At 41.8% G+C, this 25989-nt stretch carries 22 protein-coding genes; 6 read left to right on the forward strand and 16 right to left on the reverse strand.

The window, feature by feature from the left end:
• Positions 1 to 131: 131 nt before the first annotated feature.
• The 5 genes from BVC88_RS16560 to BVC88_RS16580 all read left to right on the forward strand — a co-directional run bounded on the left by BVC88_RS16560 (position 132) and on the right by BVC88_RS16580 (position 9033).
• Positions 132 to 806, forward strand: coding sequence for a hypothetical protein (locus BVC88_RS16560; protein ID WP_075351831.1), 675 nt, complete (start codon positions 132 to 134; stop codon positions 804 to 806).
• Between the two features lie 18 nt (positions 807 to 824).
• On the forward strand, positions 825 to 1478 hold the full coding sequence (locus BVC88_RS16565) for a hypothetical protein (RefSeq protein WP_139316593.1): 654 nt from the start codon (positions 825 to 827) through the stop codon (positions 1476 to 1478).
• Between the two features lie 393 nt (positions 1479 to 1871).
• The gene (locus BVC88_RS16570) at positions 1872 to 4277 is read left to right on the forward strand and encodes an outer membrane beta-barrel family protein (RefSeq protein WP_075351833.1); all 2406 of its coding nucleotides are present in this window, start codon (positions 1872 to 1874) and stop codon (positions 4275 to 4277) included.
• Positions 4278 to 4438: 161 nt separating this feature from the next.
• The gene (locus BVC88_RS16575) at positions 4439 to 6619 is read left to right on the forward strand and encodes a DUF5916 domain-containing protein (RefSeq protein ID WP_075351882.1); all 2181 of its coding nucleotides are present in this window, start codon (positions 4439 to 4441) and stop codon (positions 6617 to 6619) included.
• 164 nt (positions 6620 to 6783) lie between these two features.
• Positions 6784 to 9033, forward strand: coding sequence for a S9 family peptidase (locus BVC88_RS16580; protein WP_075351834.1), 2250 nt, complete (start codon positions 6784 to 6786; stop codon positions 9031 to 9033).
• 200 nt (positions 9034 to 9233) lie between these two features.
• On the opposite strand, the gene BVC88_RS16585 is transcribed toward BVC88_RS16580, so the two are convergent.
• The 15 genes from BVC88_RS16585 to BVC88_RS16660 form a co-directional block, all read right to left on the reverse strand.
• Entirely contained in the window at positions 9234 to 9533 is a 300-nt protein-coding gene (locus BVC88_RS16585) for a type II toxin-antitoxin system RelE/ParE family toxin (RefSeq protein WP_075351835.1), read from the reverse strand.
• 1 nt (position 9534) lies between these two features.
• Positions 9535 to 9777 carry a type II toxin-antitoxin system ParD family antitoxin gene (locus BVC88_RS16590; protein ID WP_075351883.1) on the reverse strand — a complete coding sequence of 81 codons (243 nt, stop codon included), beginning with the start codon at positions 9775 to 9777 and terminating at the stop codon, positions 9535 to 9537.
• 499 nt (positions 9778 to 10276) lie between these two features.
• On the reverse strand, positions 10277 to 11020 hold the full coding sequence (locus BVC88_RS16595) for a hypothetical protein (RefSeq protein ID WP_075351836.1): 744 nt from the start codon (positions 11018 to 11020) through the stop codon (positions 10277 to 10279).
• A gap of 211 nt (positions 11021 to 11231) precedes the next feature.
• Positions 11232 to 11648 carry a hypothetical protein gene (locus tag BVC88_RS16600; protein ID WP_139316594.1) on the reverse strand — a complete coding sequence of 139 codons (417 nt, stop codon included), beginning with the start codon at positions 11646 to 11648 and terminating at the stop codon, positions 11232 to 11234.
• Between the two features lie 91 nt (positions 11649 to 11739).
• The gene (locus tag BVC88_RS16605; protein WP_075351838.1) at positions 11740 to 11922 is read right to left on the reverse strand and encodes a hypothetical protein; all 183 of its coding nucleotides are present in this window, start codon (positions 11920 to 11922) and stop codon (positions 11740 to 11742) included.
• Positions 11923 to 12209: 287 nt separating this feature from the next.
• Positions 12210 to 12359 carry a hypothetical protein gene (locus BVC88_RS21380; protein ID WP_175574436.1) on the reverse strand — a complete coding sequence of 50 codons (150 nt, stop codon included), beginning with the start codon at positions 12357 to 12359 and terminating at the stop codon, positions 12210 to 12212.
• Between the two features lie 478 nt (positions 12360 to 12837).
• The gene (locus BVC88_RS16615; protein WP_075351840.1) at positions 12838 to 13245 is read right to left on the reverse strand and encodes a hypothetical protein; all 408 of its coding nucleotides are present in this window, start codon (positions 13243 to 13245) and stop codon (positions 12838 to 12840) included.
• Positions 13246 to 13303: 58 nt separating this feature from the next.
• Positions 13304 to 13522 (reverse strand): class IIb bacteriocin, lactobin A/cerein 7B family, encoded by a 219-nt coding sequence (locus BVC88_RS16620; RefSeq protein WP_075351841.1) that lies wholly within the window; start codon positions 13520 to 13522, stop codon positions 13304 to 13306.
• A 79-nt stretch (positions 13523 to 13601) separates the two neighbouring features.
• Positions 13602 to 13814: an HTH domain-containing protein gene (locus BVC88_RS16625; RefSeq protein WP_075351842.1), complete on the reverse strand. Its 213-nt coding sequence runs from the start codon at positions 13812 to 13814 to the stop codon at positions 13602 to 13604.
• 3 nt (positions 13815 to 13817) lie between these two features.
• Positions 13818 to 16007, reverse strand: a complete 2190-nt coding sequence (locus BVC88_RS16630) for a peptidase domain-containing ABC transporter (protein ID WP_075351843.1) — start codon at positions 16005 to 16007, stop codon at positions 13818 to 13820.
• Positions 16004 to 16540 (reverse strand): peroxiredoxin family protein, encoded by a 537-nt coding sequence (locus BVC88_RS16635; RefSeq protein ID WP_075351844.1) that lies wholly within the window; start codon positions 16538 to 16540, stop codon positions 16004 to 16006. Before BVC88_RS16635 ends, BVC88_RS16630 begins: the two co-directional genes overlap by 4 nt.
• A 13-nt stretch (positions 16541 to 16553) precedes the next feature.
• Positions 16554 to 17183 carry a hypothetical protein gene (locus tag BVC88_RS16640; RefSeq protein WP_075351845.1) on the reverse strand — a complete coding sequence of 210 codons (630 nt, stop codon included), beginning with the start codon at positions 17181 to 17183 and terminating at the stop codon, positions 16554 to 16556.
• Between the two features lie 482 nt (positions 17184 to 17665).
• Positions 17666 to 20785 carry a VPS10 domain-containing protein gene (locus tag BVC88_RS16650; protein WP_075351884.1) on the reverse strand — a complete coding sequence of 1040 codons (3120 nt, stop codon included), beginning with the start codon at positions 20783 to 20785 and terminating at the stop codon, positions 17666 to 17668.
• Between the two features lie 87 nt (positions 20786 to 20872).
• Positions 20873 to 21445 carry a pyridoxamine 5'-phosphate oxidase family protein gene (locus BVC88_RS16655; protein WP_075351847.1) on the reverse strand — a complete coding sequence of 191 codons (573 nt, stop codon included), beginning with the start codon at positions 21443 to 21445 and terminating at the stop codon, positions 20873 to 20875.
• The gene (locus BVC88_RS16660; RefSeq protein WP_075351848.1) at positions 21445 to 21627 is read right to left on the reverse strand and encodes a CPXCG motif-containing cysteine-rich protein; all 183 of its coding nucleotides are present in this window, start codon (positions 21625 to 21627) and stop codon (positions 21445 to 21447) included. The genes BVC88_RS16655 and BVC88_RS16660 overlap by 1 nt, the downstream gene beginning before the upstream one ends.
• A gap of 205 nt (positions 21628 to 21832) precedes the next feature.
• Here BVC88_RS16660 and BVC88_RS16665 point away from each other — a divergent pair, with 205 nt between their 5' ends.
• Positions 21833 to 22975 carry an ATP-binding protein gene (locus BVC88_RS16665; RefSeq protein ID WP_075351849.1) on the forward strand — a complete coding sequence of 381 codons (1143 nt, stop codon included), beginning with the start codon at positions 21833 to 21835 and terminating at the stop codon, positions 22973 to 22975.
• Positions 22976 to 23145: 170 nt separating this feature from the next.
• Here the strand turns inward: BVC88_RS16665 and clpB are convergent, their stop codons facing one another.
• Positions 23146 to 25770, reverse strand: coding sequence for an ATP-dependent chaperone ClpB (gene clpB, locus BVC88_RS16670; RefSeq protein WP_075351850.1), 2625 nt, complete (start codon positions 25768 to 25770; stop codon positions 23146 to 23148).
• Between the last annotated feature and the right edge of the window lie 219 nt (positions 25771 to 25989).

Below are 25989 nucleotides of genomic sequence, written 5' to 3' on the forward strand. Positions count from 1 at the left end.
ATGTTGCGAGATTCCATATGGCCATTAAAAAGAAATTATAATCATATGAAATGCCCATGAGGAAAGTCCTCATACAGGGGAATGATTACCTAGGGCATTCCATATGGCCATTCAAAAGAATTTATAATCATATGAATTTGAAGAGTCAACTCTTTCTGGTTATATTTTTGGTTGCCACTTGCCAAGGCAAAACGTTTGGACAGCAACTGCTCGATTTGGACAAAACGTTGCTTATTAAGATTTCACCTTTATCATTTATAGAGCCTGAGACCATCGTCATCCAAGGAGGAGTGGAATACTTTTTCAATCCAAAAATCAGCTTTCAGACAGAACTCGGAATCAATGGAGGAGTATTCGGAATCCCTTCCAAAAGGGGGAAAAACGAGGACTTTTCACTTTGGCGGAGCAAAAGCGAAATCAAATTCCACCAAAAAAAATTTTATTGGGGCTTCGAGTTCTTCTACGTGGACAAAGATTTTATCCGAACAGATGATTACTACACCACCTTCAAACAAAAAATCTGGTACGATAAAGCCCGGATTAATTTTCAAGTATATGGAACAGGTTTGAAGTTTGGTCGCCAGCACTGGGTTTCGGATAATATACTCTTGGACTCCTTTGCAGGAATTGGCATTCGTTCCCGTTTTAGGGAAATCGTTGTAATTGAGCTGTCAGAAAATCAGAACAGAGATCTATTTGATGGGAATTTTTGGACTGGAGATCGCTACCGCTTTGAAGGCTGGGATTCGGTGATGCAGTTCTCTCTTGGGATCAAAGTTGGAATTTTAACAGGCGCTAAAGACTAAAAAAAGAGGGCAAAGAAAATGAAAAAATACCATCTCCTTCTTGTTCTTTTATCGCTGCTGATGGGTTCGGCCTTTGGCCAAAAGAATCAAGATCTTGCCAAGCATGTTCTGATCAAAGTCAGTCCTATGGCGCTGGCCGAATTGGAAACGGTAGTCTTCCAAGCCGGTGCAGAATATTTCTTCAATGACAGTTTGAGTTGGCAAGGCGAAATCGGACTCAACGCAGGCGTTTTTGGAGCAAATGCAGGAAGGGATCAAAATCAGGATTTTTCATTTATCCGCTTTCGGACGGAAGTCAAATGGTATCTAAACAGGAGCTATTTAGCTGCAGAAGTATTTGCATTGGTAAAAGATTTTGATCGCTCAACTGACTTTTTCTCTAATGGCCAAGAAAGCATCGGCTATACGCTAGGGAATATTAACTTTTTTTCAACCGGCGCAATGGCAAAGATTGGAACTCAGAAATTCATCAGTAAGCGGGTATTGTTTGACAAATACATTGGATTGGGATTCCGGGTCAACCACAACGAAGTCACCCCTTTGGAAGGAATAACTACCGGAGCCGATGGACCATCCCCTTTCCTGACAGATCAGTATCGATACGAGGGATGGAGTTTCAGTCCTAATTTGACTATCGGTTTTAAAATCGGAATCTTGACTGGAAAAAGATGAATTGATCTGTTCCCATTAGCATCTTTTTATCGTTTATGGGTATATCCGCTTTCATACCAGCAACCAAATTTTATTGATGTTCACCTCGACTTCGCTCGGTGACCCTTGGGTTTTACATTAGGATGGTGGGAGGAAAATGCGGCAGTGCCGCATTTCCTCCCACCATCCTAATTAACCCCGAATCCGAAGGCCGAGCGAAGTCGAGGCCATTTTGATATACTGGCATCATTGCGGATAATCATAATCCTTTATAACGCTTTTAAAAAAAGCCATCCTCTTCCTTCACCGCTAATCACTTTCAGGACAGTTAATTATTTTGCTTCTATTAGCTTTAGACAAATTATCTGATTGTAATTCAGCTTAATTAGCCTAATTAAACCTATTTCCTAAGGCATGAAAAAATTTGCCAAATCAACATTTCGTAGAATTCTGCTCTTCTCAGGATTCTTCCTAAGCTTCTGTCTTTTGGGATTTTCCCAACAAAATCAAGCTCCGGGAAAAGTCAGTGGAAAGCTGCTGGATAAGACCAGCAGAGAACCCATCCCCTTCGGAAGCATAGCCATATTTACCCTGCAGGATTCACTAATTGGCGGTGCCATATCCGGAGAAAAAGGAGGTTTTGAGCTCAGACTTCCTTTTGGCACCTATTATGGATTGATCGAATTCATGGGTTTCGAGTCGTTGAAAACAGCTCAGTTTACGCTTTCCTCTCAGCAAGCAACCCGAAATCTCGGGGATATTTTAATCGAAGCAAGCGCCTCGGACTTGGATGAAGTAGTGGTTCAAGGTGAAAAAACCTTGATGGAACTTTCGTTGGACAAGCGGATTTTCAATGTCGGAAAAGACCTAGCAAATGCAGGCGGGACAGCTTCCGATATTCTGATGAATTTACCTTCCGTGGCGGTCGATCCAGAAGGGAATGTAAGACTTCGTGGTTCTTCCAATGTTCGAATCCTGATCGATGGCAAGCCTTCGGGATTGGTGAGCTTTAAAGGGGGAGCAGGCCTTCGACAGCTACAAGCCAATATGGTCGAGCGGGTGGAAGTCATCACCAATCCTTCTGCCCGCTATGAAGCAGAAGGTATGGCTGGCGTGATCAACATTATTCTGAAAAAAGACAATAATAAAGGATTCAACGGTTCATTCGAAGTAATTGCCGGGACTCCACTCAATCTGGGCTTTTCCACTAATCTCAATTACCGTAAGAATCGAATCAACTGGTTTATCAATTACAGTTTGGCTCGGAGACATCAACCAAACGTCGGTGAATTGTATCAAGAGGTGTACAATGAGGATGGCAGCACTTCCATTTTAAGTCAAAATAATTCCGGACTGGTCAAAAGCTTCAACAATAATATCCGTGGTGGATTGGATTATTATTTCAATGAAAAAAGTATTCTCACTGCCTCTTACCTTTGGCGAAGAAGCGATGCCAGAAGGATTACGGATATTCGCTATGAAGACTACCTGAACAACTTCGATAATTACCTGGGCTATTCTCTACGGCAGCAAGACGAAACTGAAGCAGAACCGAATTCGGAGATAATTGTGAGCTACAAAAAAAGCTTTGAGCAGAAAGGTCATGAACTCACCACTGCCTTCACTTATTTGAATTATTGGGAGCGATCAGATCAGAAATTTACGGAATCAGCATATTCTCCAACCGTCCAATTGATCCCAAATTCAGATTTGCTCCAGACCTCCCTCAACGACGAATACGAAAATCAATATTTGCTTCAGCTGGATTACGTGAAGCCCTTTTCAAAGGAAGGAAAATTTGAAACAGGATTACGGACCAGCTTCCGAGAGATGGAAAATGACTTTCTTGTCTCAGAAGAAAATGAATCCGGAGAATTGATCCCGCTTCCAGGGCTGGACAATATTTTTCTTTACAATGAAAATATTCTTGCGGCATACGGAATCTGGGGAAACAAAACAGGAAATTGGAGCTATCAGGCAGGCGTCCGTGCAGAGCATACCGATGTGGAGACGATCTTGGTGGAGACCAATGAGCGAAATCCTCGGAAGTACACCAACCTTTTCCCAAGTGCGCACTTGACTTACAATATATCTACGGAGAACGCTTTCCAACTTAGCTACAGCCGAAGAGTGAGAAGACCGGTTTACAACGATTTAAGTCCTTACGTGACTTTCTCCGATCAGCGAAATTTCTTCAGTGGAAATCCAGATCTCAATCCAGAATTCACGGATTCATTCGAACTGGGTCATATCAAGTACTTTGAAAAAGGGACCCTATTTTCCACCGTTTACTTCAGAAATACCACAGATAAAATCGAACGAATCCGAACTGTCAATGACGATGGGTTCTCGGTGACTGCACCATACAATCTGACTGGAGAAAAATCTTTCGGAGTAGAATTCAGCTCGGATTACAAGATAAATGATTGGTGGAAGCTAGATCTGAACTTGAATTTCTTTCATGCAAATATTGACGGAAGTAATATCGAATCGAATTTCCAAGCGAAAACTTACAGTTGGTTATTACGACAAACATCCAGATTCACACTCGGAAATGGCATGGACATCCAAGTTCGGGCGAATTATGACGCTCGCCAAAAAACAGCTCAAGGCGTTCGTAAAGGAATTTTCTTTATGGATCTTTCTGCTTCCAAGAGGATTCTAGGAGAGCGGGGAAACCTGATTTTAACTGCCAATGACATCTTCAATTCCCGAAGGAATCGCTACATTATCGAAGGTGAAAATTTCTTTACCGAAGGAGATTCACAGTTTGTCCGTCGACAGATTAATCTAACGATGAGCTATCGGTTGAGGCAGTAGAATGTCCGGTGTTTGATTTGACTTAGGAGAAATCATCCAAACTACGAAGGAGGAAGGTTCTTCTCGTAGCCCTTCAGTTGAAAGAATTGTAAACGTTTCGATTTAGATTTAAATCAAGACCTTCGAGGTTGGAAAAACCTCAAAGGTCAAATAAAATCCCAATGCCCAAAATCACCCTTACAACCCTCCTTTTATTAATCTTTAGTTCCGGCGCATTCGCCCAAAAAATTAATGCAGACTATCGTTTGAATATCAAGAAAGCGAGTTCGCCCATTATCATCGATGGTGTTTTGGATGAGAAAGCTTGGGAAGATGCCGATGTAGCTACTGACTTTTTCATGATCACTCCGATGGATACCAGTTTTGCTCAAGTGAGAACTGATGTACGAATGAGCTATGATGAAGAGCACCTCTATCTGATTGTGGTAAATTATCATGCAGTGGAAGGTCCCTATATGGTGGAGTCACTTCGTCGGGATTTCTCTTTTGGAAAAAATGACAACTTCCTGCTCTTCATGGATCCTTTTGATGATCAAACCAATGGCTTTTCTTTCGGAGCAAATGCAGCCGGTGCTCAGTGGGATGGTATCATGTCCAATGGTGGTAGCGTGGATTTGAGTTGGGATAATAAATGGACTTCCAAAGTCACCAACTACGAAGACAAATGGATTTTTGAAGCAGCTATTCCCTTCAAATCAATTCGCTATAAAAAAGGCATTTCAGAATGGGGAATTAACTTTTCTAGACTCGACTTGAAAACAACCGAAAAATCAGGATGGGCTCCGGTACCACGTCAATTCCCCTCTGCATCTTTAGCTTATACAGGAATTTTAGCATGGGATAATCCACCTCCACCTGCCGGCGCAAATGTATCCGTCATCCCTTACGTTTTGGGAGGCGTGGCCAAAGATTTTGAAAATGATGGAGAAAATGTCTACCGTAGAGAGATAGGAATGGATGCGAAAATCGGTTTGACTTCTTCTTTGAGTTTAGATTTGACCGTAAATCCAGATTTTTCCCAAGTTGAAGTGGACAGACAGGTCACTAATCTTGATCGTTTCGAATTATTCTTTCCGGAGCGAAGACAGTTTTTCCTTGAAAATGGAGACCTCTTTGCAAATTTTGGCTATGCCACGATCCGACCATTTTTCTCCCGAAGAATTGGGCTAAATGTCCCCATTCAGTATGGTGCGCGAGTGAGTGGGCGAATCAACAAAGATTGGCGAATCGGAGCTATGACCATGCAGACTGCTGAAGTGGAAAAGGATGCGTTGCCCTCCCAAAATTTCACCGTCATGTCTTTGCAGAGGCAAGTGGGTGCGCGATCCAATATCGGGGCGATCTTTGTCAATAAGCAATCACTCCGGTACAACCCCGATGCTACAGAAGAAGGGAAGCCTGTCTATTCTGAATTTAACAGAAATGCAGGGTTGGAATACAATCTCGCCTCCAGCAATAATCTCTGGACTGGAAAGGCAATGGTGCTTCAAAGTTTTGCTCCAAATAATTCAGGCAACGGATTTGTCCATGCGGCAAATCTAAAGTATGCGAGTGGCAACCTGACCTGGAACTGGCAACATGAATACGTCTCGGAAAGCTATACTGCTGAAGTTGGCTACGTACCTAGGAGAGGGTATTACAAAATTAACCCGAGCGGAGCCTATCTCTTTTTCCCAAAAAGTCAAAAAATCTTAAGTCATGGACCTGAGCTTGGGAGTACTTTCTTTTGGAATAAAAATGGAGTAAAAACGGATAACGCCACAATTTTAGCCTACAATATCCGATGGAGAAGTCAAAGTCGCTTGATGCTTTGGACTTCTTATGATTTTGTCAAGTTGCAGCGACCCTTTGATCCGACAAATCTTGGAGGTGAGCAGCTTCAAACAGGTTCCGAGCATGAGTGGTTTGCATGGGGAACTGAATATACGTCCAAACCGCAAAGCGTATTTACCTATGCCTTCAGCACCCGAATGGGCGGGTACTATGAAAATGGCAAGCGATACAATGTTACTGCTGATTTGGGTTACCGATTTCAGCCTTATGTGGCCATAGCCATGGCTGCCAACTACAATCAAATCGAGCTTCGTGAACCTTGGGGAACGACACGGTTTTGGCTAGTCGGTCCAAGAATCGATGTGACAATGACGAATACACTCTTCCTGACGACTTTTATTCAGTACAACGAGCAGATCAAAAACATCAACTTGAATACCCGCTTCCAATGGAGATTCGCTCCCGCATCGGATCTTTTCTTAGTCTACACGGACAACTATTTGCCTGAGCCATTCAATGTGAAGAACCGCTCGCTGGTGTTGAAGTTTACGTATTGGTGGAATGTTTAATGCTAAGATTAAAAGGGAAAAGGGATTAGGAGATTAGAGAATGGGAGATTAAGAGAATAAGAGCCCCGATACCTATACGGGAGAGAATTGTTTGGCTGAGTAAGAATATTTAGAAAGCTCGAAGGTTTGCTGTATTTTGAGAAAGGTTAAAAAACTTTCAATCCATGTTCCTTAAAAAATTTCTAGTTACGGCCCTGCTTCTAGGCATAGGTATCAATCAAATCGCTTTTTCACAGCAGGCTGAACCTAGCTTGCTGACTTTAGAGCGCATTTATGCTTCCAATGAATTTCGACAGGAGCGGCAAGCCCCGATTCAGTGGATCGAAAATGGGAACGCTTATGTCACTGTAGACGATTCGTCGGATGGAAATGAACTGATTCGATGGGAAAGCGCGACACAGAAAAAGTCTGTTTTTGTACCAAAGGCGGCGCTAAAGTCTAATGGAAAAGTCATCGAAATCGAATCTTTTTCCCTAAGTCAGGACGGCAGCAAAGTTTTAATTTTCACCAATTCCAGCAGAGTCTGGCGATCCAATACCAAAGGAGATTTTTGGGTCTATGACCTGACCACAAAAAAGCTGAGCCAAGTCGGAAAGCAATTTGAACCCTCCTCCCTACTCTTTGCTAAGTTTGACCCCGACAATCAATTCGTGGCTTATGTGCAGGGTTTTAATTTGTATCGGGAGAATTTTTCTACAGGAAAAATTGATCAACTCACTTCCGATGGTACCGGAAAAATAATCAATGGCACCTTTGACTGGGCCTACGAAGAAGAATTTGGAAAGCGTGATGGATTTGCCTGGAGCCCATCGGGAGATTGGATTTCCTACTGGCAGATCGATGCTTCGGAGATTGGCACATTTTACATGATCAATAACACCGACTCGATTTATTCTAAACCGATTCCGCTGCAATATCCGAAGGTGGGGCAAACTCCCGCAGGAGCGAAAATCGGACTGATCAATCCGGAAACAAAGCAGCAACTTTGGATTCCGATTCCCGGACCCGAAACTGAAAACTACCTCCCTGGAATGCAGTGGATCAATTCGGATCTCTTGCTGATCCAGCAGATGAACCGAAAGCAAAATCAACTTCTTGTCTGGACTTATAAACCTTCGACGAAGGACCTGAAAAAAGTCTATACTGAAACAGAAAAAACCTGGGTGGATCTGGGCTACCCGGACATCTCAGCCAACGGTTGGGGAAATAACGATTTGAAGATCGTGGATAGCGGAAAAGCTTTTCTTCGAATGACTGAAAATGGAAATTGGCGACATATCATCAAAGTGAATTTGGAATCCGGTAAAATTGAAGCCGTCACAGAAGAAAGCTATGATGTAGCCTCTTTTGCGGGATTATCAGCGAATCAGGTTTACTACATCGCCTCTCCAACCAATCCTACTCAGCGCTACTTGTACGAAAGCTCGCTCACTGGAAAAGGCAAGACGCAGCGACTCACACCTGCCAATTTCGAGGGAGTCAATACCTACGATGTTTCTCCAAATGGGCGATTTGCCCTTCACTCCCATCAGTCAGTTCATGAACCCTTAACTGTCCGACTAATCGAAGTAGCAAGCCACAAAACGCTAAAAACTTTGGTTGAAAACTCAGCCTACAAAACCAAATTAGCCACTTTGGCACAGCCAGAAATCAAATTCACCACCGTGACGACGAGCGAAGGAGTGACTATGGATGCGAGAATCATCTATCCAATCGGATTTGACGAAAGCAAAAAGTTTCCGGTGCTTTTCCATGTCTATTCGGAGCCTTGGGGGGCAGTAGCGATCGATACGCAAGTGGGCTTGTTTAATCTGATGCTGGCGCAAAAAGGCTATGTAATTATCGATATGGATAACCGTGGAACCCCAACCTTAAAAGGAAGCGCTTGGCGGAAAAGTATCTACCGGAATATTGGAAAAATCAATGCACAGGATCAAGGTTTGGCGGCCAAAGAAATCCTAAAACTCCCTTACCTAGACGAAAGCCGAGTGGCCGTCTGGGGCTGGAGTGGTGGCGGTTCAATGACGCTCAATTTGCTATTCAAATTCCCAGAGGTCTATCAGACAGGAATCTCCGTAGCCTCCGTTTCTAATCAGCTCATCTATGATAATATCTATCAGGAGCGCTATATGGGCTTGCCACAGGAGAATATGGAAGATTTTGTGAGTGGTTCGCCCATTACTTACGCCAAAAACCTAAAAGGAAACCTGCTTCTAATTCATGGCACCGGAGACGACAATGTCCACTACCAAAGCGCCGAGCTACTGATCAATGAGCTGGTGAAGCACAACAAACAATTCCAAGTGATGCCCTACCCGAACCGATCCCATGGCATCTACGAAGGAGCAGGAACAAGTCTGCATTTATATACTTTAATGACAAATTATTTGATGCGGAATACGCCGGTGAATTGATTCACTAGCTTCTGGGTGAACGGGTAAAGAGCGGATGTAACTTGAAGAACTATCCGAAGATTTCCAATCTTCCTGCTCAAAATGGAAACTTATGACCAATCTTATCGGATTAAAAATCCTGGGATAAAAGTTCAGGAATATAAATCCTGAACAGCAGAGCAGAATTGCTGGCAAAAACTATCAGCACCGATAAACTGGCATTACTCTTTAATTCTATTTTTGAGATCCATGCTTCCATGCAAAATTCGTGTAATTTCCACATGGGTATTGTCTAAAATCCGGTAGAAAATAATGTGCTGACTCGTCTTCATTCCGAAGAGTTTGTCAGCGATTCCTTCATAATTCTTACCTATCCCTTGATTATTGGCAATTTCCTCACAAGCAGAAATTAGCGTTTCATAGTATCTGTCTGCTTGAGTTTCCGACCAATTCTGACAAGTATACTCCCAAATTGAGGACAAATCGGTCACAGCCTTTTTAGTGAACTTATACTTTCCCACGCTAGCGGTTTTTAGCTTTTAGGGATTCTAAATGTTTTTCTGGATCAAAATCATCCGCAATTCCACTATCAATCCCTTCTTGAATCGCATTTTTCAAAAGTTTTACTTTGTTTTCCTCCTCTTCCAAAAGTCTTAAACCTGCTCGGATCACTTCACTGACATTTTTAAACCGACCTTCTAGAATTCGGTCTTGCACGAATTCCTCAAAATAATTGCCGAGTGATATAGATGTATTCTTATTCATATTGAAAGCATTTGAATCAAATATACCAATTTTTGGTATAAAAATATTGAAAAAGAAATCCAATTCACGATAAGCTAAATTGAATACAATGGAAAAGAGTTAAGATCTTCTTGTTCAATAGTCTTGAAGAATTATAAAACCTAAACCGTAGGATTTGACCAACCCAAGACCAATCTAGTAATCAATAAAGTCCTGAGGAAATAAAAGATTTTTGAAGATCAGGCGGTGCTATTCCCCTCCAAATTGCTACCTGGATGAAAAGGGGAAAGGGGGAATTGGATCCCTTGCCCAATGCAAATTCGGATTATACAAATGCCCCCGCTCTTCGAGTACTGAAATAAATCAGAATTAATCTCGAAAGGTGATGCGAATATTTGACTTCTTCCAATCCAAAAATTAAGATTCTATTTTCAAGTATTGTAAATCCTAGGATCAAGGTTCAGGATTGCAACTCCTGATCAACTGGGACGTTTTTAAAAACCTCTTCGGTCTAATAAAGCTATTTCCTAGTATAATAAAGAACTGATCTCATGGGATTAGAAACTAATTTCAGAGAATCAGCCGAAACCTCATATTGGTATTTAACATCAGTACCGTCCACCGATACCACTAACCTATTATTTTCCAAAGTATACCAACTGGATTTTGGGAGTTTTGTATAGTCAAAAAGAGCAACATTCCCAGCTTCTTCAAATACATCTCTGATCAATTGCAAATCAACCAAGTACACCCCGTTTTCCAAAAATGAGGTGACATAAGGCTTTTTTGTAGCCACACTTTCAATCGGATTACCCAAACTATCGGTAGTAAGATACTGAACCCATTTTCCTACAACTCTTGGATCAAATGAAGGAGTGTTGGGTTCATCAAACCAAGTTTTCTCGAGATTTCGTTTGGGAAACTCTATTCTTTCGAATGTAGTACTGTAACTTTTTCCATCAACTTCAAACTCAATATTCAGACGCGATGAATCTTCACTTAATTCTGCACAAATAGTAAGATCCTCTCCCTCGTTTTGAGGGAGAGGAAATGTTAATTTTCCATCTGAAACTTCAGCAGAAACTTGAATAGATTCTTTTTCGGAAAAAAATATCTTTATAAAAGTATTACCATCATTCTCCTCTATATACATTAGGTTTTTATCGGTGACTAAACTCCCATGATAAACCCCATATATACTTTGAGAATACGAATTGGTGATAAATAATATCCCTAATCCGAAAATGAATTGCAGAATTTTCATCGAGTAGAATTTACATACAGGCAAACATACCTAAAGTTGCTGCACCAGATACTACCAACCCAATAGTTTGTATATATATACATACCTAATCCAGTAAAAACACAGAACTTAGAATGAAGAGATCGTCAATACTGCAACCCCCACTAACCATCTCCATTTTTTCAATCGATAATTCTTGTTGTCTGACTTGGCTAATTGTTTCCCATTACCCCTAATCTTTATTTCGCTTAAGTAAATATCGAGTGGTGCCATTGGAATACCCAAAAATCAGCGTGTCTCCTAAAAACCCATAGCGATTGTCCCTAGTTCCATATTCACCTAAATCCACTCTTAAGGTATTATTATTAATTGTTTCCCATTTTATGGAGGGGATAAGTGTATAATCCATGGGTATAGTCTCCCCATGTCTTTTCATATCATCAATAAAAAAATTGGGATCCAATATCAGTTTTCCATCATTTGTGAACTCTTCCACATATTTCTTCCCGTAGAACTCATCTTTTATAACCTCGCCATTAGAATCAAGTGAAAATAGCATAGTCCACTGCCCGACTAGTCTTGAATCAAGTTCAGCCTTTTGGGAGGTAAGAGTGAAAATAATAAGATTAATCCAAAATAGATATTTCATAGTAGGACAAATAAGTTGAAAATTCATAATTAACTCAAAAGCACAATAAAAAGATAACTGATCCAAAATATTAGATCGGTTATTCAATTTTTTAAATACAAGCCATCAATCTTCCTGTGTAGTATGAAAGTCCTGCAAAATGGTAATAATAATATTGGTTACCAGAGCCCAGCTGACCAAGATGATACAACTGTGAGGTTGCATAAAACATTGCTTCATCAAAATCACATCCCCCATTCACCATTTCCATTTTTTCAATACTTAACTCTTTCATAATTTTGTTGTTTAAAGTGGTTATTTATTTAAGAATAACCTAAGCTAAATACAGCTCACTGCAATTTCCTTGCAGTCAATCAGCTTTTTTCTGAAAAATATAAGATCTTTTTTCTTTGCATTAGCAAATACCTTTCTCCATGCTCAATCTCAGGTCATCTAAAAGATTGTAAACCATTCGATCTTTAAAACCGAGCTTCTTGGCCAAATCCTTTGGACTTCCTGTCTTTTCGTTCTCGATAAGCCCGATCAGAAGTTTGGTGCGCTCGTAGTATTTTAGTCCTGACTCTACAGCTCAGGAATCCTAAAAATAAAAAAGCGTAGATACAATCTACGCTTAGTGGAGGCCATACCTAAAATACCACCTGCGCATTTCGAAGCATCATTAACTTTACCTCCATTCACCATCTCCATTTTTTCAATCGATAATTCTCTCATAATTATGTTGTTTTTAAAGTTAGAAATTTGATTAATTGTAACCAAATATAAATTTAGGTCGGCATAGGAATTTTTTTGGGATGATTATCAATGAATAGAAATGGCACTTTAGCCCATTTCATCTAAGAACAAAGGAAGGAATTGGCTTTAGCCAAACCCTGTTAGTTTGTGAGCTCGATAAAAATGGCTGAGAATAGAAATTTCAAATTCTTAGGAATAAAAATGGAAGGGGGGTGGCTGATAGCCAAGGCAGATAAAACCAATTACAAATTGGTAAGGATAGAAGGGTGGGATTGCAAATCCCACCCAGTCCCACCGATATTTCTTCTTCACCCAGACGGGGTTTGGTACGCTCGTAGTATTTTAGTCCTGACTCTACAGCTCAGGATTCCTAAAAATAAAAATGCTTAGATACTATCTGCGCATAAAAAAGTGTGGAAACTTCTCACGTTCAATATAAAAAATTAGTTTCAATAATCTATTCGTTTGTTGCCTTTAATCTTTTATTAAAATGATAAACCCATAAAAGAATGTAAGGCAATAATAAACCAATCACCAAAAGTGATAGATAATCTGAATATTTAAAGGAAACTAAGTCCATCCAAACAATTAATAATAGAACAAAAGAAATTAAGCCAAGCAACCTTAAAGGTTTAGCTATTTTTATTTCAGATTCAAATTTATTGATAGTTAACATTTTTTTATCTCTTTTTTTCTCCTCGTGGGTATTATTCAAGTGTCGGAATAACGCATAATTAAAACCTGACAACATAAATATTATCGAAAATATTGCAACTATGTTCAAATCTTTATCAGTGAACAAAAGAGTAAATATTGCCAAGATTGTTAGAAAAGGAATAATGAATTTTAAATATTTCGCTTGCATATAATGTGAGTTATGTCAATGACTAAGAGGTCAAAGACCTCCTAATCATTGGAATTAGTTAACAACCTTCATAAATGGCAATTGCAGCAGCAGCCGAAACACCCGCTACTACTTCTAAACCTACAGGATTGGACAAGACCCCCATAAATGCAACAGGAGCAAAAAAAGCAGTTGCTCCAAGGGCCGCTGTAGCTAGAATTCCACCAATACATCTTGTGGCGTCATTCATTGCTCCCCCGTTCACCATCTCCATTTGTTCGATACTTAATTCTCTCATAATTCTTATAGTTTTTAAAGTTAGAAGTTTGATTTAGAATACCCAAACATAAATTCAGGTCACTGTCATTTCATTACAGTCAGCCATTTTTTTTTGAAAAAATATAGCTCTTTGATTCCTTACAAAATATGATCTCCTCATTCACGATTAAGCGAAGATCATCTAGGATTCGATAGACCATTCTTTCCTTTACACCAAGTCTATTTGCAAGCTCCCTCGGACTCCCCGTCTTTTCTTTTTCGATCAGCTCGATCAGTAGCTTCGTGCGCTCGTAGTATTTTAGTCCTGCCATGATCTAGTGGGTAAGGTGAAGAATTTGTTTGAAGGCTCTGGAATAGGTGTTTTCTTCATTGAGGAGTTGGGTATGGGATCCTGAGAATGCGATTTTTCCATCCTGAAGCAGTAGTATCCGATCAGCTCTTGCTGCCAAGCTGGGCTGATGAGTAATCATCAGAAGTGCTGCCTGTCTTTTGTTGAGGTAGTGCTGGATCAGGTGCAGCAGTTGATCTTCCAGCTCCCAGTCCATGGCAGCGGTCGCTTCATCCAGAATTAGCAGCTCTGGCTCTCTCACCAAGGCTCGGACGATACCGACCAGCTGACGCTGACCCCCGGAAAGATTTCTTCCATCCTCCCCGCAAAGCGTCAGCGCTCCTTGAGGCAAGGCCTTGAAAAGATTCCAAAGCCCCAGCTCTTCCCCGACTTTGGCAATGCGCTCCAGCTCTTTGGGATCTGTACTCAGTGCAATATTATCAAAGACCGTGGCATTGAAAATCTTCTCCTTTTGATTGACCACTCCCAGAGATCCGCGCCAGTCACTCAATGAAATCTCCTTGGAGTCTCTCCCTTTGAATCGAATATTTCCTGACTCTGGCGAATAAAATCGCTGAATCAAATCCACCAACGTACTTTTGCCTGTACCCACCGGAGCAAAGACTGCCACAAATGCTCCTGCCTCTACTTGAAAACTCAACCCTTTCAGAATCTGCGTCCGTCCGGGATAGCGAAAAGTCACTTGATCCAGTCTCAGTAGCGGAGAATTCCCTATAATAGGCTGACCTTTTTCTATGGGTTCATCTGACTCCATATCCAAGCCAGCAATCTCAAAGAGTCGATCAAAGGCGACTTTGGCTTCCTGAAACTGAATATTGGCGACCACTAGTCCTGCCACTGCCGGCACGATGGTACTACCCACAGAGATCAATGCCATCAATTCTCCGAGAAGTAGCTCGCCCTGAAAAATCAAATAGACTCCGGCCCCGAAAAGCAAACTCATAAAAATGGCGACAATCAGTTGGGTCCAAAACGAAAAATTATTTCCGATAATGGCCAGTTCATAGCCCTTCGATTGGTACATGGAATAGACATTTTCGATCCGGCTTTGATATTCTTTTTCCTTCGAGTAGGATCGAATCACATGCATGCCCGTGAGGCTATCCACATACTGGGTTTCATTCAGGGAGTGGGCCGCCATCACTTCTTTTTGCTTTGCTAAAATCGGCGCATGATATTTCCAACCGGCAATCAAAAAGAAGAACACACCTAGCAAACAAATCAAACCGATAAGGCTAGATTGATAAAAGACAAATACCAAGGACACGATCACTACCAATAGATTGATAATGACTGTACCTGTAATTAAGGAGACCGTATTTCGGATGCGAAGGGAGTCATTCATTCGGGCAATCAGATCACCAGTGCTATAGCCTCGAAAGTAATTCATCGGCAGCTTGAGGATTCGCTCGATAAAGGAGGAGACGATCCGAACATTGAGATCTCTGCCCTGCCTGGCCATAAAAACGCCTTGGATATAGCCCAAAATTGCTCGAAAACTAAGGAGAAAACACAAGGCTACGACGCCCATGATTGCTTTATCATAGGTTTCATTCGGAAGAAAATCATCGATCAGCCGCTGGGAAAAAATTGCCGTGGAAAGCCCGGTGACAGCCATCAAACTACCGATGACTGTCGCTACGATCAGGATGGGAATATCCTCAGCGATCAGCGACACAAACCAGGTTCGTTTAGATCGGGAAACTAGCGCTTTACTTTGCAAGGCTTCCGTGGGCTCAAGTCGAAGGAGTATTCCTGATTTCCATTGCGCCAAAAGCTCAGATTCTGACATTCCCAAAATACCTACACCGGGATCGCTCACCCAATGCTTTCCCTCAACAAAACCAAAATACACTAGGTAATGCTCCCGATTTTGATCCTGAACCACATGTAATATCGCTGGGCCGCTAAGCTCTTTCAAGTGAATCAACTCCGCTTCAAATCCTTTGGCTTCATAGCCGATCTTTTGCGCAGCCTGTATCAAGCCGAGCATCGTAGTACCACTTTGGCTGGTGCCGCTGATATCCCGGAGTTTTTCCTGCGAAAATTCCGCCCCGTAAAATCTGGAAATCGTACAGAGGCAAGCCAAACCACAAGCGTATTCCCCCAGTTGTGCTACGTGATACTTTTTAAGCTTATTTGGAGAAAAGGTCATAGTCCTGTTCCTTTTTGAATTGTAAGCTGCTCAAGTAGTAAATCTACTTTCACAGGGCCTGAATAATCCTCCAAAAGGCTTCCCGAACGATCATAGATAAATAAAGCTGGCACGCCTTTTATTCCATAATACGTTGCGACTGTCATCTCCGAGTCGATGAGAAAATGAACTGATTCACGGTCGGAAATTCCAAGTTCTTGGATGAAATCCTTAACCTCTTCCACAGGCTGTACGGTCACGAATACCAAGGCATGGGAATCAAATTCGACGATTCTTTTGGCAATTGAATTCAGCTCCATCTGGCATATTTCACAGGTTGAGTTGAAATACACCAAGAGGGATGACTTATTTCCTACCAGTGCTTTCAAATTTACCGATTGCCCGTCTAAGTCCGGTAAGTCCAAATCAGGCAATCGTATGATTTGAGACTGGATAAGTTCTTTCTTCGCTTCTTTTTGCTGGAAAGAGAAACCTAGGTAAACCAGGGCTGAAAGTAGTGCCAGGGATAGGAATATTAGAAGTAGTTTGCGCATGGTTAAAAAAGTTTTAGGTGAAATTGAGCGTAAGAAAAAGAATCAGAACCAACCAAAACACCAAGGCGAATGAATAGGAGCCGAAAGCAACTTTAGCACTTCGCCCTAGATCAATCTGAACTTCCTGCTGAAAAAAGAAGACCAACAGGAAACAATAACCGATTTCAAATAAATTGACCAATTGTAGCGGATAGATAAAGAGCGGATTCAGTTCGCTTAGCTCAAACAAATTCAGAACGGATAAGGGGTAAAAAACCGAAAACTCTTCATAGGAGAAGTCGCCCGATGATACTACAATCACTTTCACCAAGCCTGCAATAACCAGGATGCTCTCTGCAAAAACCGCCACTTTGAAAAGTCGGATTAATTTGATTCCCTGATGCAGGTTTGCAAAAAACAATCCTGCATAAAGCACCAGAGCAATCAGCCAGCACTTGATGACAAGAATCATAAAAGTGAACAATCCACTAAACTTATTCCAGTAGCGCATATCCTCCAAAGTGTCCAAAAGGACATTTTCAGGAATTTCGATTTCCGTTTGCTTGGCCAGCGCATTTAAAAACATCCCCTCTACATCAAGCAAGAGATAGGTCACTAGGAAAAGAGCCAGAGAATATAAGGCGAGAAGTAAAAATGATTTCATCCGAGGGTATTAAGTTTTGAACTAAATCCAGCCTAAGAACTAGCTCAAACTTTATATATCCAAATATTTAAAAATTAGATCAATGTGCCGATAATACGAATAACTTAATTCTACGGAATATAATTCTGATAGCCCTCCCCCCTAATTAGTTAGTGAACAGAATAATCTTCGGAAATAATACTTAAATTTTTAAGAATATTTTTTTTACTATTTAAAGAAAATTTATAATGAATCGGTGCAGATATTCTCTGAAGGGTTCACCAAGGAGAATGACAAAATACTTACCCTAAATCTTAAAGATTTCAAGACCTCGGTCATTCCAACAGTATCCATTAGGGAATTTTTAGCTGTATTGAAATCACAATAACCTCTCACAACCAAATTAAATAAAAAGCCCTCAATCGTTACAATTGAGGGCTTTTGCATTATAAAACCTTCGAGGAGATCCTTCCTCCTTCGTCGTCAGGATAACGCCTCAAAGGTTAGTCCTTCTTCTTGGGCGCCAAGAAAGGAATCTTCTGATCGATCATTGCTTGCTGCAAGGCTTCGGCAGATTTCATTACGGTTTCTGATTCCTTTATCAGGATTTCATATTTCTTCAACATATCAGCTGCATAAGCTTTTTGGCCATCAGTGACCGGAGGTTCCTGATTGGCAATGGTCCCATAAATATGAGCCAACTCCGCATCCAATTGATTTGGGAAGTTGATCACATCCTGGAAAGTCTTCTGCTTTGGCTGAATCAATTTAGCCTCTAGGGCATCAATAGATTTGATCAATTCTTCTGCTTGAGTGCTCCAGTCCGCGTAATCTTCTTTAGATACCCGAGATTGAAGATCTTTCACTTGAGTTCGAAGCGAACGGAGGTCATCAGCTGTTTTTCGAGTGGCAATCAAGGCAGTGGCTATCGGCTTAAGTGCTGCCTGCTGCGCATCATAGGCTGCTTGGCTAGCAGACCATCTCGGATCAGGTTTTACCGTTAAGTCTTTGGTAATCTGCTGATCTCCATATTCGAAAACGGCTTTATATTTTCCCGGCGCGACCAGAGCAGGCCCCACACCGATGCCTGAGAACACTCCCTCCACCGGATCAAATCCCTCTATCGCCAAATCCCAATGCAGTCGATTCATTCCAGCTTCCTTCTTGATTTTACCTTTCTTTGCTTCCGAATCTGTGGTAAAGGTCCGCAAAACGGCTCCGCTGGCATCTAAAATCTCGACAGTCAGATCGGTAGAATCTGAATCTGCTTTCAGATAGTACATCATTGAAAATCCCTCGTATGGGTTTTGTCCCATCTCCATACTTTCGGATCGCACCGCCAAGTCTCGAATAGCATCCTCAGGCTCGTAGACATAGAAATCCGCCTTTCCCGCTTCGGCTAATTCATAAAGTGGATTCAAATCATCCATCACCCAGAAGGCCCGACCTTGTGTGGCGACAATCATGTCATTATCCTGAATCATCAAATCCGTGATCGGCACGACTGGAAGATTATGCTGGAAATTCTCCCAAAGCTGACCACCATTGAATGAAACATATAGGCCAGTCTCTGTGCCTGCATATAGTAGATCTTTCTGATTTGGATCTTCGCGAACTACCCGAACATGAGCTTCAGGAGCAATACCATTCACCAGTCGAGTCCAGCTTTTCCCATAATCAGAAGACTTGAAAACATGCGGAGTGAAGTCGTTGTATTTGTAACTGTTGAAAGCCACATAGACGGTAGCCGGATCATGCGGAGAAACTTCAATCTGATTGACCATTCCTTCCGGAGTGTTTGGAATCGTGATATTCGACCAGCTTTTCCCTCCATCCTGAGTGACATGAAGTAAGCCATCATCCGCTCCTGCATAAAGTACATCTGGGGTAAAAGGGGATTCTGCCAAATAGTAAATCGTGTGAAAAACTTCTCCTCCTGCACCTTCATTGGTGATCGGTCCGCCTCCAGCAATGAGGTGAGTCGTGTCATTTTTCGTCAAATCCGGTGAAATCTCTTCCCAGCTGATGCCTCGATTGGTGGTTTTCAAAATCACATTTCCAGCATGATAAATCACGCTACGATCATGGATCGAAGAAATAATTGGCGCATTCCAATTGAACCTGTATTTGACATCCCGAGGATTGGAAGCCAGACCTTGATAAGGATAAGCCATCACGTCTTTTTCCAATTTTGTCTTAGCATTCCATTCGGTGATGATCCCCTGATAGCAACCTGAATAGATGTAGATTGGATTTTCCGGATCAAATGCAGAGTACGCGGACTCGCAACCACCTACAGGATAAAATTCCTCTGGACCGATACCCGGACCGTTAGCTCGTGAAGCAATAGAAACAGAGGAATTATCTTGCTGACCGCCATAAATCCGATACGGAAACTGGCGGTCAGCGTTCACTCTGTAGAATTGTGAAGTAGGCTGATTATCCTGTCTTGACCAATCTTTACCCGCATTGATCGTCACATTTGCACCGCCGTCATTGGCATTGACCATGTATTGGGGATGCGCTGGATTGATCCAAAGTTGGTGATTGTCTCCATGTCGGGTGCGCATATTGGTAAAAGTCTTACCGCCATCTTTGGATTCCACCAATGGAGCATTCATAATATAAACCGTCTCCGGCTCAGTTGGGTGAGCCAAAATATGCATGTAATACCAAGATCGAGCCCGTAGCAAGCGATCCGGATTGACGAGTTTCCAGTTTTTACCAGCATCATTGGATCGATACAAACCGCCATCTTCCGCCTCGATGATCGCCCAAACAATATTGCCATTTGCTCTAGAAACAGAGATTCCAATTTTACCCATGGTTTCTTTTGGAAGACCTTCGGAAAGCTTTTCCCAAGTTTTGCCGGTATCGACAGATTTGTAGATTCCAGAACCCGGACCTCCACTTTTCACCTGCCAAGGATAGCGTCGATGATCCCAATAAGCCGCATAAATGATTCTAGGATTGGTCATATCCATACTTAGGTCGGAAACTCCTGAGTTCTCATCTACATAGTGAACCTTTGTCCAATTCGCTCCACCATCTTCCGATCGATAGATTCCCCGATCTTCAGTCGCACCATAGGGACTTCCCTGTGCTCCGACAAGCAATACTTCTGGGTTGCTTGGATGCACCACGATTTTGGAGATCTGACGGGTTTTTTCCAAACCGATATGTGACCAAGTTTTTCCGGCATCGGTAGATTTATAGACACCATCTCCGTGAGAGGTCATCACTCCACGAACCGGCGCTTCGCCCATACCCACATAAATCACATTGGGATCGGATTCAGAAACGGTGATTGCTCCTACAGAAGCAGTATTGAAGAAGCCGTCAGAGATATTTGTCCAGCTTTCGCCTGCATCGGTGGTCTTCCAAACTCCACCCGTAGCTCCCATATAATAGGTCAAAGGTTCTTGGACTACCCCAGCAACAGCAGTAGCTCGACCACCACGAAAAGGTCCGACAAGTCGGAATTCCATCGCGTTATAAAGCGCAGTATCGAAGGTTGATTTGGGTTCTTGGGCGCTTGATTTTTTGGTTTTCTGAGAAAAAGAGAGTTCAGAAAAACCAAAAGCCAGTAGCATCGCCAAACTGGCTTTAAGTAAAATTTTCATTTTGACATAAGGTTGATTGGTTCTGGAATTTAAGGAAAGCCATTTGAAAAAGCTAAAATCAAATTCATTCCAAAAACATACCTTCATTTAAGGCACTAGCCAATGTCCTTCCCAATCTTTTCCCATTTTTGTAAAACTCACCCGAACATGCGTCAAGCCATTCAATTGTAAAGCTTCAATTCGTTCAGGGACAAATTGTAGAACTGCAAAAAAAGAATCATCCAGCTCTGTTGGCCAATCATACGCGAGTTCGGGATTGGTGATTTCTGTTCCGGGCGAAAGGCTTGAATTATACGCTTTTTGGGCATCACCTTGTACCCGCTTCCACATTTCCCGGCTGAGTTCATTTTGCTGATGAATCTGAAGCCTTCCTTTCACTCGGATTTGAGTTCGCTTCGCCGGATGATAGACTAGAAATTCAGCATTGGGATTTGCATGAATTTGCTTGACCTTGGCTGTGCGTGAATCGGTGAAAAAATAAAAATTGAGCGATTCATCCACTTTTCTCAGAACAACAGTTCGCTGATCCGGGGAGTTATTTTCAACAGTCGCCAAAGTCACATAGCGAAAGGGGTGCTTGGAATCCAAAGCTCCTCTATTCAATTCATGAGAAAGAATAGTCCAGATTTCAGGCAGGGATTGTTTTGCATTGATAAGCATTATTGTTCGAGGGATTGTGCGTCAAAAATAACGATCTCTCCTTCTTCGATTTCCACTTGAACCAAGATAGGATTACAGCACACTTCACAATCCTCCACATATTCTTGCCTCCGGACAGAAGGATCAACTAACATAGAAATCTCCTCAAAGCAATACGGACATTGGAAAAAGTGTTCGATCATTTCTGTTTTTCTTTTAGAACTGTGTAAAAGGATTTGAGTTCAAAGAATCTCAATTGACGGTATTTATATCAATTGCGTCAACTAACTGACGGAATTAACGTTAATTCCGTCAATTTACTGACTGAATTTACATTAATTCCGTCAGTCACATAGGATTTCTAGCTAAAAAAAATTTCATTTGTATTCTAAATCACAGTAAATCAATATGAATGCCGTTCCACGAGCTTTACTAACTCAATTTCAGCGAAAGCTCCGACCAAATAAGGTATTGATGCTACTCGGACCGAGAAGATCGGGAAAAACTGCCTTTGTTAAAGATTACCTCAAAACAGTTGATCTTACAAAAACATTGGTGCTAAATGGAGAAGATTTGGGTGACGCCGCATTATTGCAAGAACGCTCTGTAGCAAACTATAGCCGATTGCTGGCAGGTAAAGATCTTCTAGTCATTGATGAGGCCCAGCATATTCCGGAGATGGGATTGATCCTGAAACTTATTGTGGATAGCATCGAGGGGATTCAGGTTATCGCCACAGGTTCTTCTGCCTTTGATCTCCATCAGCAGGTCGGCGAACCTTTGGTAGGGCGACAAAACACACTTTTCATGTATCCCTTGGCCCAAATGGAATTTTCAAAAATCGAAGATTTCAAAACTACCCTTGAAAAACGTGAAGAAAGACTCATTTTCGGAGGATATCCAGAGTTGATCCAATATCCTGATTGGAAGGACAAAGAAGACTACCTCTACCAAATCATGAATGATTATCTACTCAAGGATATTCTGATGGTAGATGGGATCAAAAACAGTGATAAACTCTATGCACTACTTCGATTAATTGCATTCCAAGTAGGAAAAGAAGTCTCACTGGAAGAACTCGGAAAGCAGTTGGGAATGTCCAAAAATACGGTGGAGCGCTATTTAGATTTACTTTCGAAAGTATTTGTGATCTTCCGAATTGGGGGATTTAGCAGAAATCTCCGGAAAGAAATCGTCAAAAGCAGCAGGTGGTACTTCTATGACAATGGCGTGCGAAACGCGATCATTCAAAACTTCAATCGGCTTGATCTACGGGCGGATGTAGGCGAACTCTGGGAAAATTACCTAGCTATCGAACGAAGGAAATATCAGAGCTACAATCAGATTCGATGTACCAACTATTTCTGGCGAACATACGATCAGCAAGAGATCGACTGGGTGGAAGAGGAGGGCGATCAGCTCCGTGCTTTTGAATTTAAATATCAGCTATCCAAAGCTCCAAAGGCTCCAGCCGCCTGGGCAAAAGCCTACCCAAATGCGAGCTATGAAGTCGTTCATCAAGGCAATTACTTGGATTGGATTGGGGGATAATAACCTTTGGAATCAAGGTAATTCTAGGAGTTATATTTTGATCACAGAGAGATTTAACTCAAAATATTTCGAACATATCCAAGTACCTGAGTTATAAAAAAAAACCCTTAAGGTCTTAAAGACCTCAAGGGTTAAACACTATTTCAGCAAAGCTGTATTTCGCCGAAGGCTTATTTTTCTAGCTCCACCTCAGTATCCACATTTTTAAAATACACTTGATTATCCGCATCTAAATCTACCAAGACAGCAGAGTCATTTTTAATGTACCCGGATAAAATCTCTTTAGAAAGCTCATTCAAGACTAATCGCTGCATGGTTCGCTTGAGTGGCCTAGCTCCAAACTGCGGATCAAATCCAACCTCGCCAAGGTAATCCAACACCTCTTTGGTGGCATCGATTTCAATATTAGCTTCAGACAACCTCTTTTGAATTTCTCTCCACTGAATATCCACGATCTTTCGGATGATTTGCTTGTTCAAAGGTTCGAACATGATCACCTCATCGATTCGGTTGAGAAACTCCGGCCTTACCGATTTCTTGAGCAAGTCGAATGCCTCTTCTTTCGTTTTCTCCATGATCTCTTCTTTGTTCCACTCTTCGATTTCTGCAAATCGCTCTTGGATCAAATGCGAACCAATATTGGTAGTTAGGATGATGATCGTATTCTTAAAGCTGGCAACTCGACCTTTGTTATCCGTCAACCGTCCATCATCAAGGACCTGAAGCAAGATGTTGAATACATCCGGATGGGCTTTTTCAATCTCATCCAATAGCACCACAGAATACGGCTTCCTTCTCACTGCTTCTGTCAGCTGACCACCTTCATCATAACCCACGTAGCCCGGAGGTGCTCCTACCAATCTACTTACGGCATGACGCTCCTGATATTCTGACATATCAATTCGGACCATCGCATTTTCATCGTTGAAGAGATACTCTGCCAAAGCTTTTGCAAGCTCAGTCTTTCCAACTCCTGTCGTCCCCATAAAGATGAAACTTCCAATCGGTCGCTTAGGATCCTGTAATCCAGCACGACTTCTTCGCACCGCATCTGAAAGCGCTGTGATTGCTTCCTTTTGACCAGCCACTCGCCTTCCAAGCTCTTCCTCCAAGTGCAAGAGCTTTTCTCTCTCTGATTGAATCATCTTGGATAATGGGATTCCAGTCCATTTTGACACCACAGCTGCAATATCTTCCTGATCAACTTCCTCTTTCAAAAGTGGAGATCCAGCCTGCATATCAGCCAATTGAGATTTGAAAGACTCCAATTTCTTTTCAGACTCTACGATTTTACCGTATCGAATTTCGGCTACTTTCCCGAAATCTCCAGCCCGCTCAGCCTGTTCAGCTTCCAGCTTAAACTTATCGATATTCTCTTTTTCTCGCTGAATACCCATGATAACCGCCTTCTCGCTTTCCCATTTGGCTTTTACAGCATCTCGCTTTTCAGCAAGTTCTGCGAGTTCTTTACTGAGGACAGTTTCCTTGTCCTTGTTTTTCTCTCTTCGAATTGCCTCCCGCTCGATCTCCAACTGCATAATTCGACGATTTAATTCATCCAATTCCTGTGGAAGCGAATCAATCTCCATTCTCAATTTGGCAGCTGCTTCATCCATCAAATCAATAGCCTTATCAGGTAAGAATCGATCAGAAATATAGCGCTGAGAAAGTTCGACTGCTGCAATCACTGCATCATCCTTGATTCGTACCCCATGGTGCAATTCGTACTTATCCTTAATCCCTCGAAGAATGGAAATCGCATCTGCAGCATCAGGCTCATCTACGATTACTGCTTGGAATCTTCTTTCAAGGGCCTTGTCTTTCTCTATGTATTTTTGGTATTCCTTCAGCGTGGTAGCTCCGATTGCATGGAGTTCACCCCGAGCCAATGCAGGCTTGAGCAAATTCGCAGCATCCATAGCTCCTTCTCCTCCACCTCCGGCACCGATCAAGGTATGGATCTCATCAATAAATAAGATGATTTCCCCTTCCGCATCCGTAACTTCTTTGATGACTGCCTTTAATCTTTCCTCAAATTCTCCTTTGTATTTGGCACCTGCTACTAGCAAGCCCATATCCAACGAGATCAGGGTTTTTGATTTCAGGTTTTCAGGCACGTCGCCTGATACGATCCGCTGGGCTAGTCCCTCCACGATGGCAGTTTTACCCACCCCAGGCTCTCCTAGTAAAATCGGGTTATTTTTTGTTCGTCGCGCTAAAATTTGAAGTACCCTTCGGATCTCTTCATCCCGGCCAATTACTGGGTCTATTTTACCCTTTTTGGCCATTTCGTTTAAATTTTTGGAGTATTTCTCCAAAGCTTGATATTTACTTTCTGCGTTTTGGTCGGTCACTTTATTTCCTTTTCTAAGTTCTTTGATTGCCTCGATCAGTGATTTTTCATTTAAACCCTGGTCTTTCAATAATTGCGCAGTGGCATCGGATCCAGCTAAAATCGCCAAAATCAAATGCTCAATCGCAACATATTCATCACCAAAAGTCTTGAGATAATCCTTTGCTTTGGTGAGGACCTGATTGGCATAAGTCGAGAGATAAGGCTGCTGACCTCCACTCACTTTGGGAAGTCTTGCGAGTTGCTCATCCAACTTTTGACCAATCAACTGCTTATTAGTTCCTAATTTTTTGAACAAGAACTCGGTTACATTTTCGTCTTCGGACAGTATTCCTTTCAGCAAATGGGCTGGTTCGATATTGGGCTGTCCCGCTGCTGAAGCCAACTCCAAAGCCTTTTGAATCGCTTCCTGAGATTTGATAGTAAATTGGTTGAAGTCCATAGTATTACTGGTTATTTTTTTCTGATTTAGAGTTTACCTTATCAATGGATACGTTGCGAAGTCACACGGTATTCATTCGACGAATAGTGATTATCAAATCTACCTCCAACTGACTTTTATCGGTCATTATGACTGAAAATGAAGTGTTTTATCAGAATACTCGGAATTTTTGACAGGAAAACAATTCAGTTTATATAGATTTTCCAAATGAGTTTTTAG

This window comes from Algoriphagus marinus (genome assembly GCF_001936475.1).
In the GTDB taxonomy this organism is placed as follows: Bacteria; Bacteroidota; Bacteroidia; order Cytophagales; family Cyclobacteriaceae; genus Algoriphagus; species Algoriphagus marinus.

Excerpts from the sequence above, each read along its gene's own strand:
- BVC88_RS16570 (WP_075351833.1), top strand. The coding sequence starts at position 1,872 with ATGAAAAAATTTGCCAAATCAACATTTCGTAGAATTCTGCTCTTCTCA.
- BVC88_RS16660 (WP_075351848.1), bottom strand. The coding sequence starts at position 21,627 with ATGATCGAACACTTTTTCCAATGTCCGTATTGCTTTGAGGAGATTTCT.
- BVC88_RS16600 (WP_139316594.1), bottom strand. The coding sequence starts at position 11,648 with ATGAAATATCTATTTTGGATTAATCTTATTATTTTCACTCTTACCTCC.
- BVC88_RS16575 (WP_075351882.1), top strand. The coding sequence starts at position 4,439 with ATGCCCAAAATCACCCTTACAACCCTCCTTTTATTAATCTTTAGTTCC.
- BVC88_RS16650 (WP_075351884.1), bottom strand. The coding sequence starts at position 20,785 with ATGAAAATTTTACTTAAAGCCAGTTTGGCGATGCTACTGGCTTTTGGT.
- BVC88_RS16625 (WP_075351842.1), bottom strand. The coding sequence starts at position 13,814 with ATGGCAGGACTAAAATACTACGAGCGCACGAAGCTACTGATCGAGCTG.
- BVC88_RS16595 (WP_075351836.1), bottom strand. The coding sequence starts at position 11,020 with ATGAAAATTCTGCAATTCATTTTCGGATTAGGGATATTATTTATCACC.
- BVC88_RS16635 (WP_075351844.1), bottom strand. The coding sequence starts at position 16,540 with ATGCGCAAACTACTTCTAATATTCCTATCCCTGGCACTACTTTCAGCC.
- BVC88_RS16580 (WP_075351834.1), top strand. The coding sequence starts at position 6,784 with ATGTTCCTTAAAAAATTTCTAGTTACGGCCCTGCTTCTAGGCATAGGT.
- BVC88_RS16560 (WP_075351831.1), top strand. The coding sequence starts at position 132 with ATGAATTTGAAGAGTCAACTCTTTCTGGTTATATTTTTGGTTGCCACT.
- BVC88_RS16640 (WP_075351845.1), bottom strand. The coding sequence starts at position 17,183 with ATGAAATCATTTTTACTTCTCGCCTTATATTCTCTGGCTCTTTTCCTA.
- BVC88_RS16565 (WP_139316593.1), top strand. The coding sequence starts at position 825 with ATGAAAAAATACCATCTCCTTCTTGTTCTTTTATCGCTGCTGATGGGT.
- BVC88_RS16665 (WP_075351849.1), top strand. The coding sequence starts at position 21,833 with ATGAATGCCGTTCCACGAGCTTTACTAACTCAATTTCAGCGAAAGCTC.
- BVC88_RS16605 (WP_075351838.1), bottom strand. The coding sequence starts at position 11,922 with ATGAAAGAGTTAAGTATTGAAAAAATGGAAATGGTGAATGGGGGATGT.
- BVC88_RS21380 (WP_175574436.1), bottom strand. The coding sequence starts at position 12,359 with ATGAGAGAATTATCGATTGAAAAAATGGAGATGGTGAATGGAGGTAAA.
- clpB (WP_075351850.1), bottom strand. The coding sequence starts at position 25,770 with ATGGACTTCAACCAATTTACTATCAAATCTCAGGAAGCGATTCAAAAG.
- BVC88_RS16655 (WP_075351847.1), bottom strand. The coding sequence starts at position 21,445 with ATGCTTATCAATGCAAAACAATCCCTGCCTGAAATCTGGACTATTCTT.
- BVC88_RS16620 (WP_075351841.1), bottom strand. The coding sequence starts at position 13,522 with ATGAGAGAATTAAGTATCGAACAAATGGAGATGGTGAACGGGGGAGCA.
- BVC88_RS16630 (WP_075351843.1), bottom strand. The coding sequence starts at position 16,007 with ATGACCTTTTCTCCAAATAAGCTTAAAAAGTATCACGTAGCACAACTG.
- BVC88_RS16615 (WP_075351840.1), bottom strand. The coding sequence starts at position 13,245 with ATGCAAGCGAAATATTTAAAATTCATTATTCCTTTTCTAACAATCTTG.
- BVC88_RS16590 (WP_075351883.1), bottom strand. The coding sequence starts at position 9,777 with ATGAATAAGAATACATCTATATCACTCGGCAATTATTTTGAGGAATTC.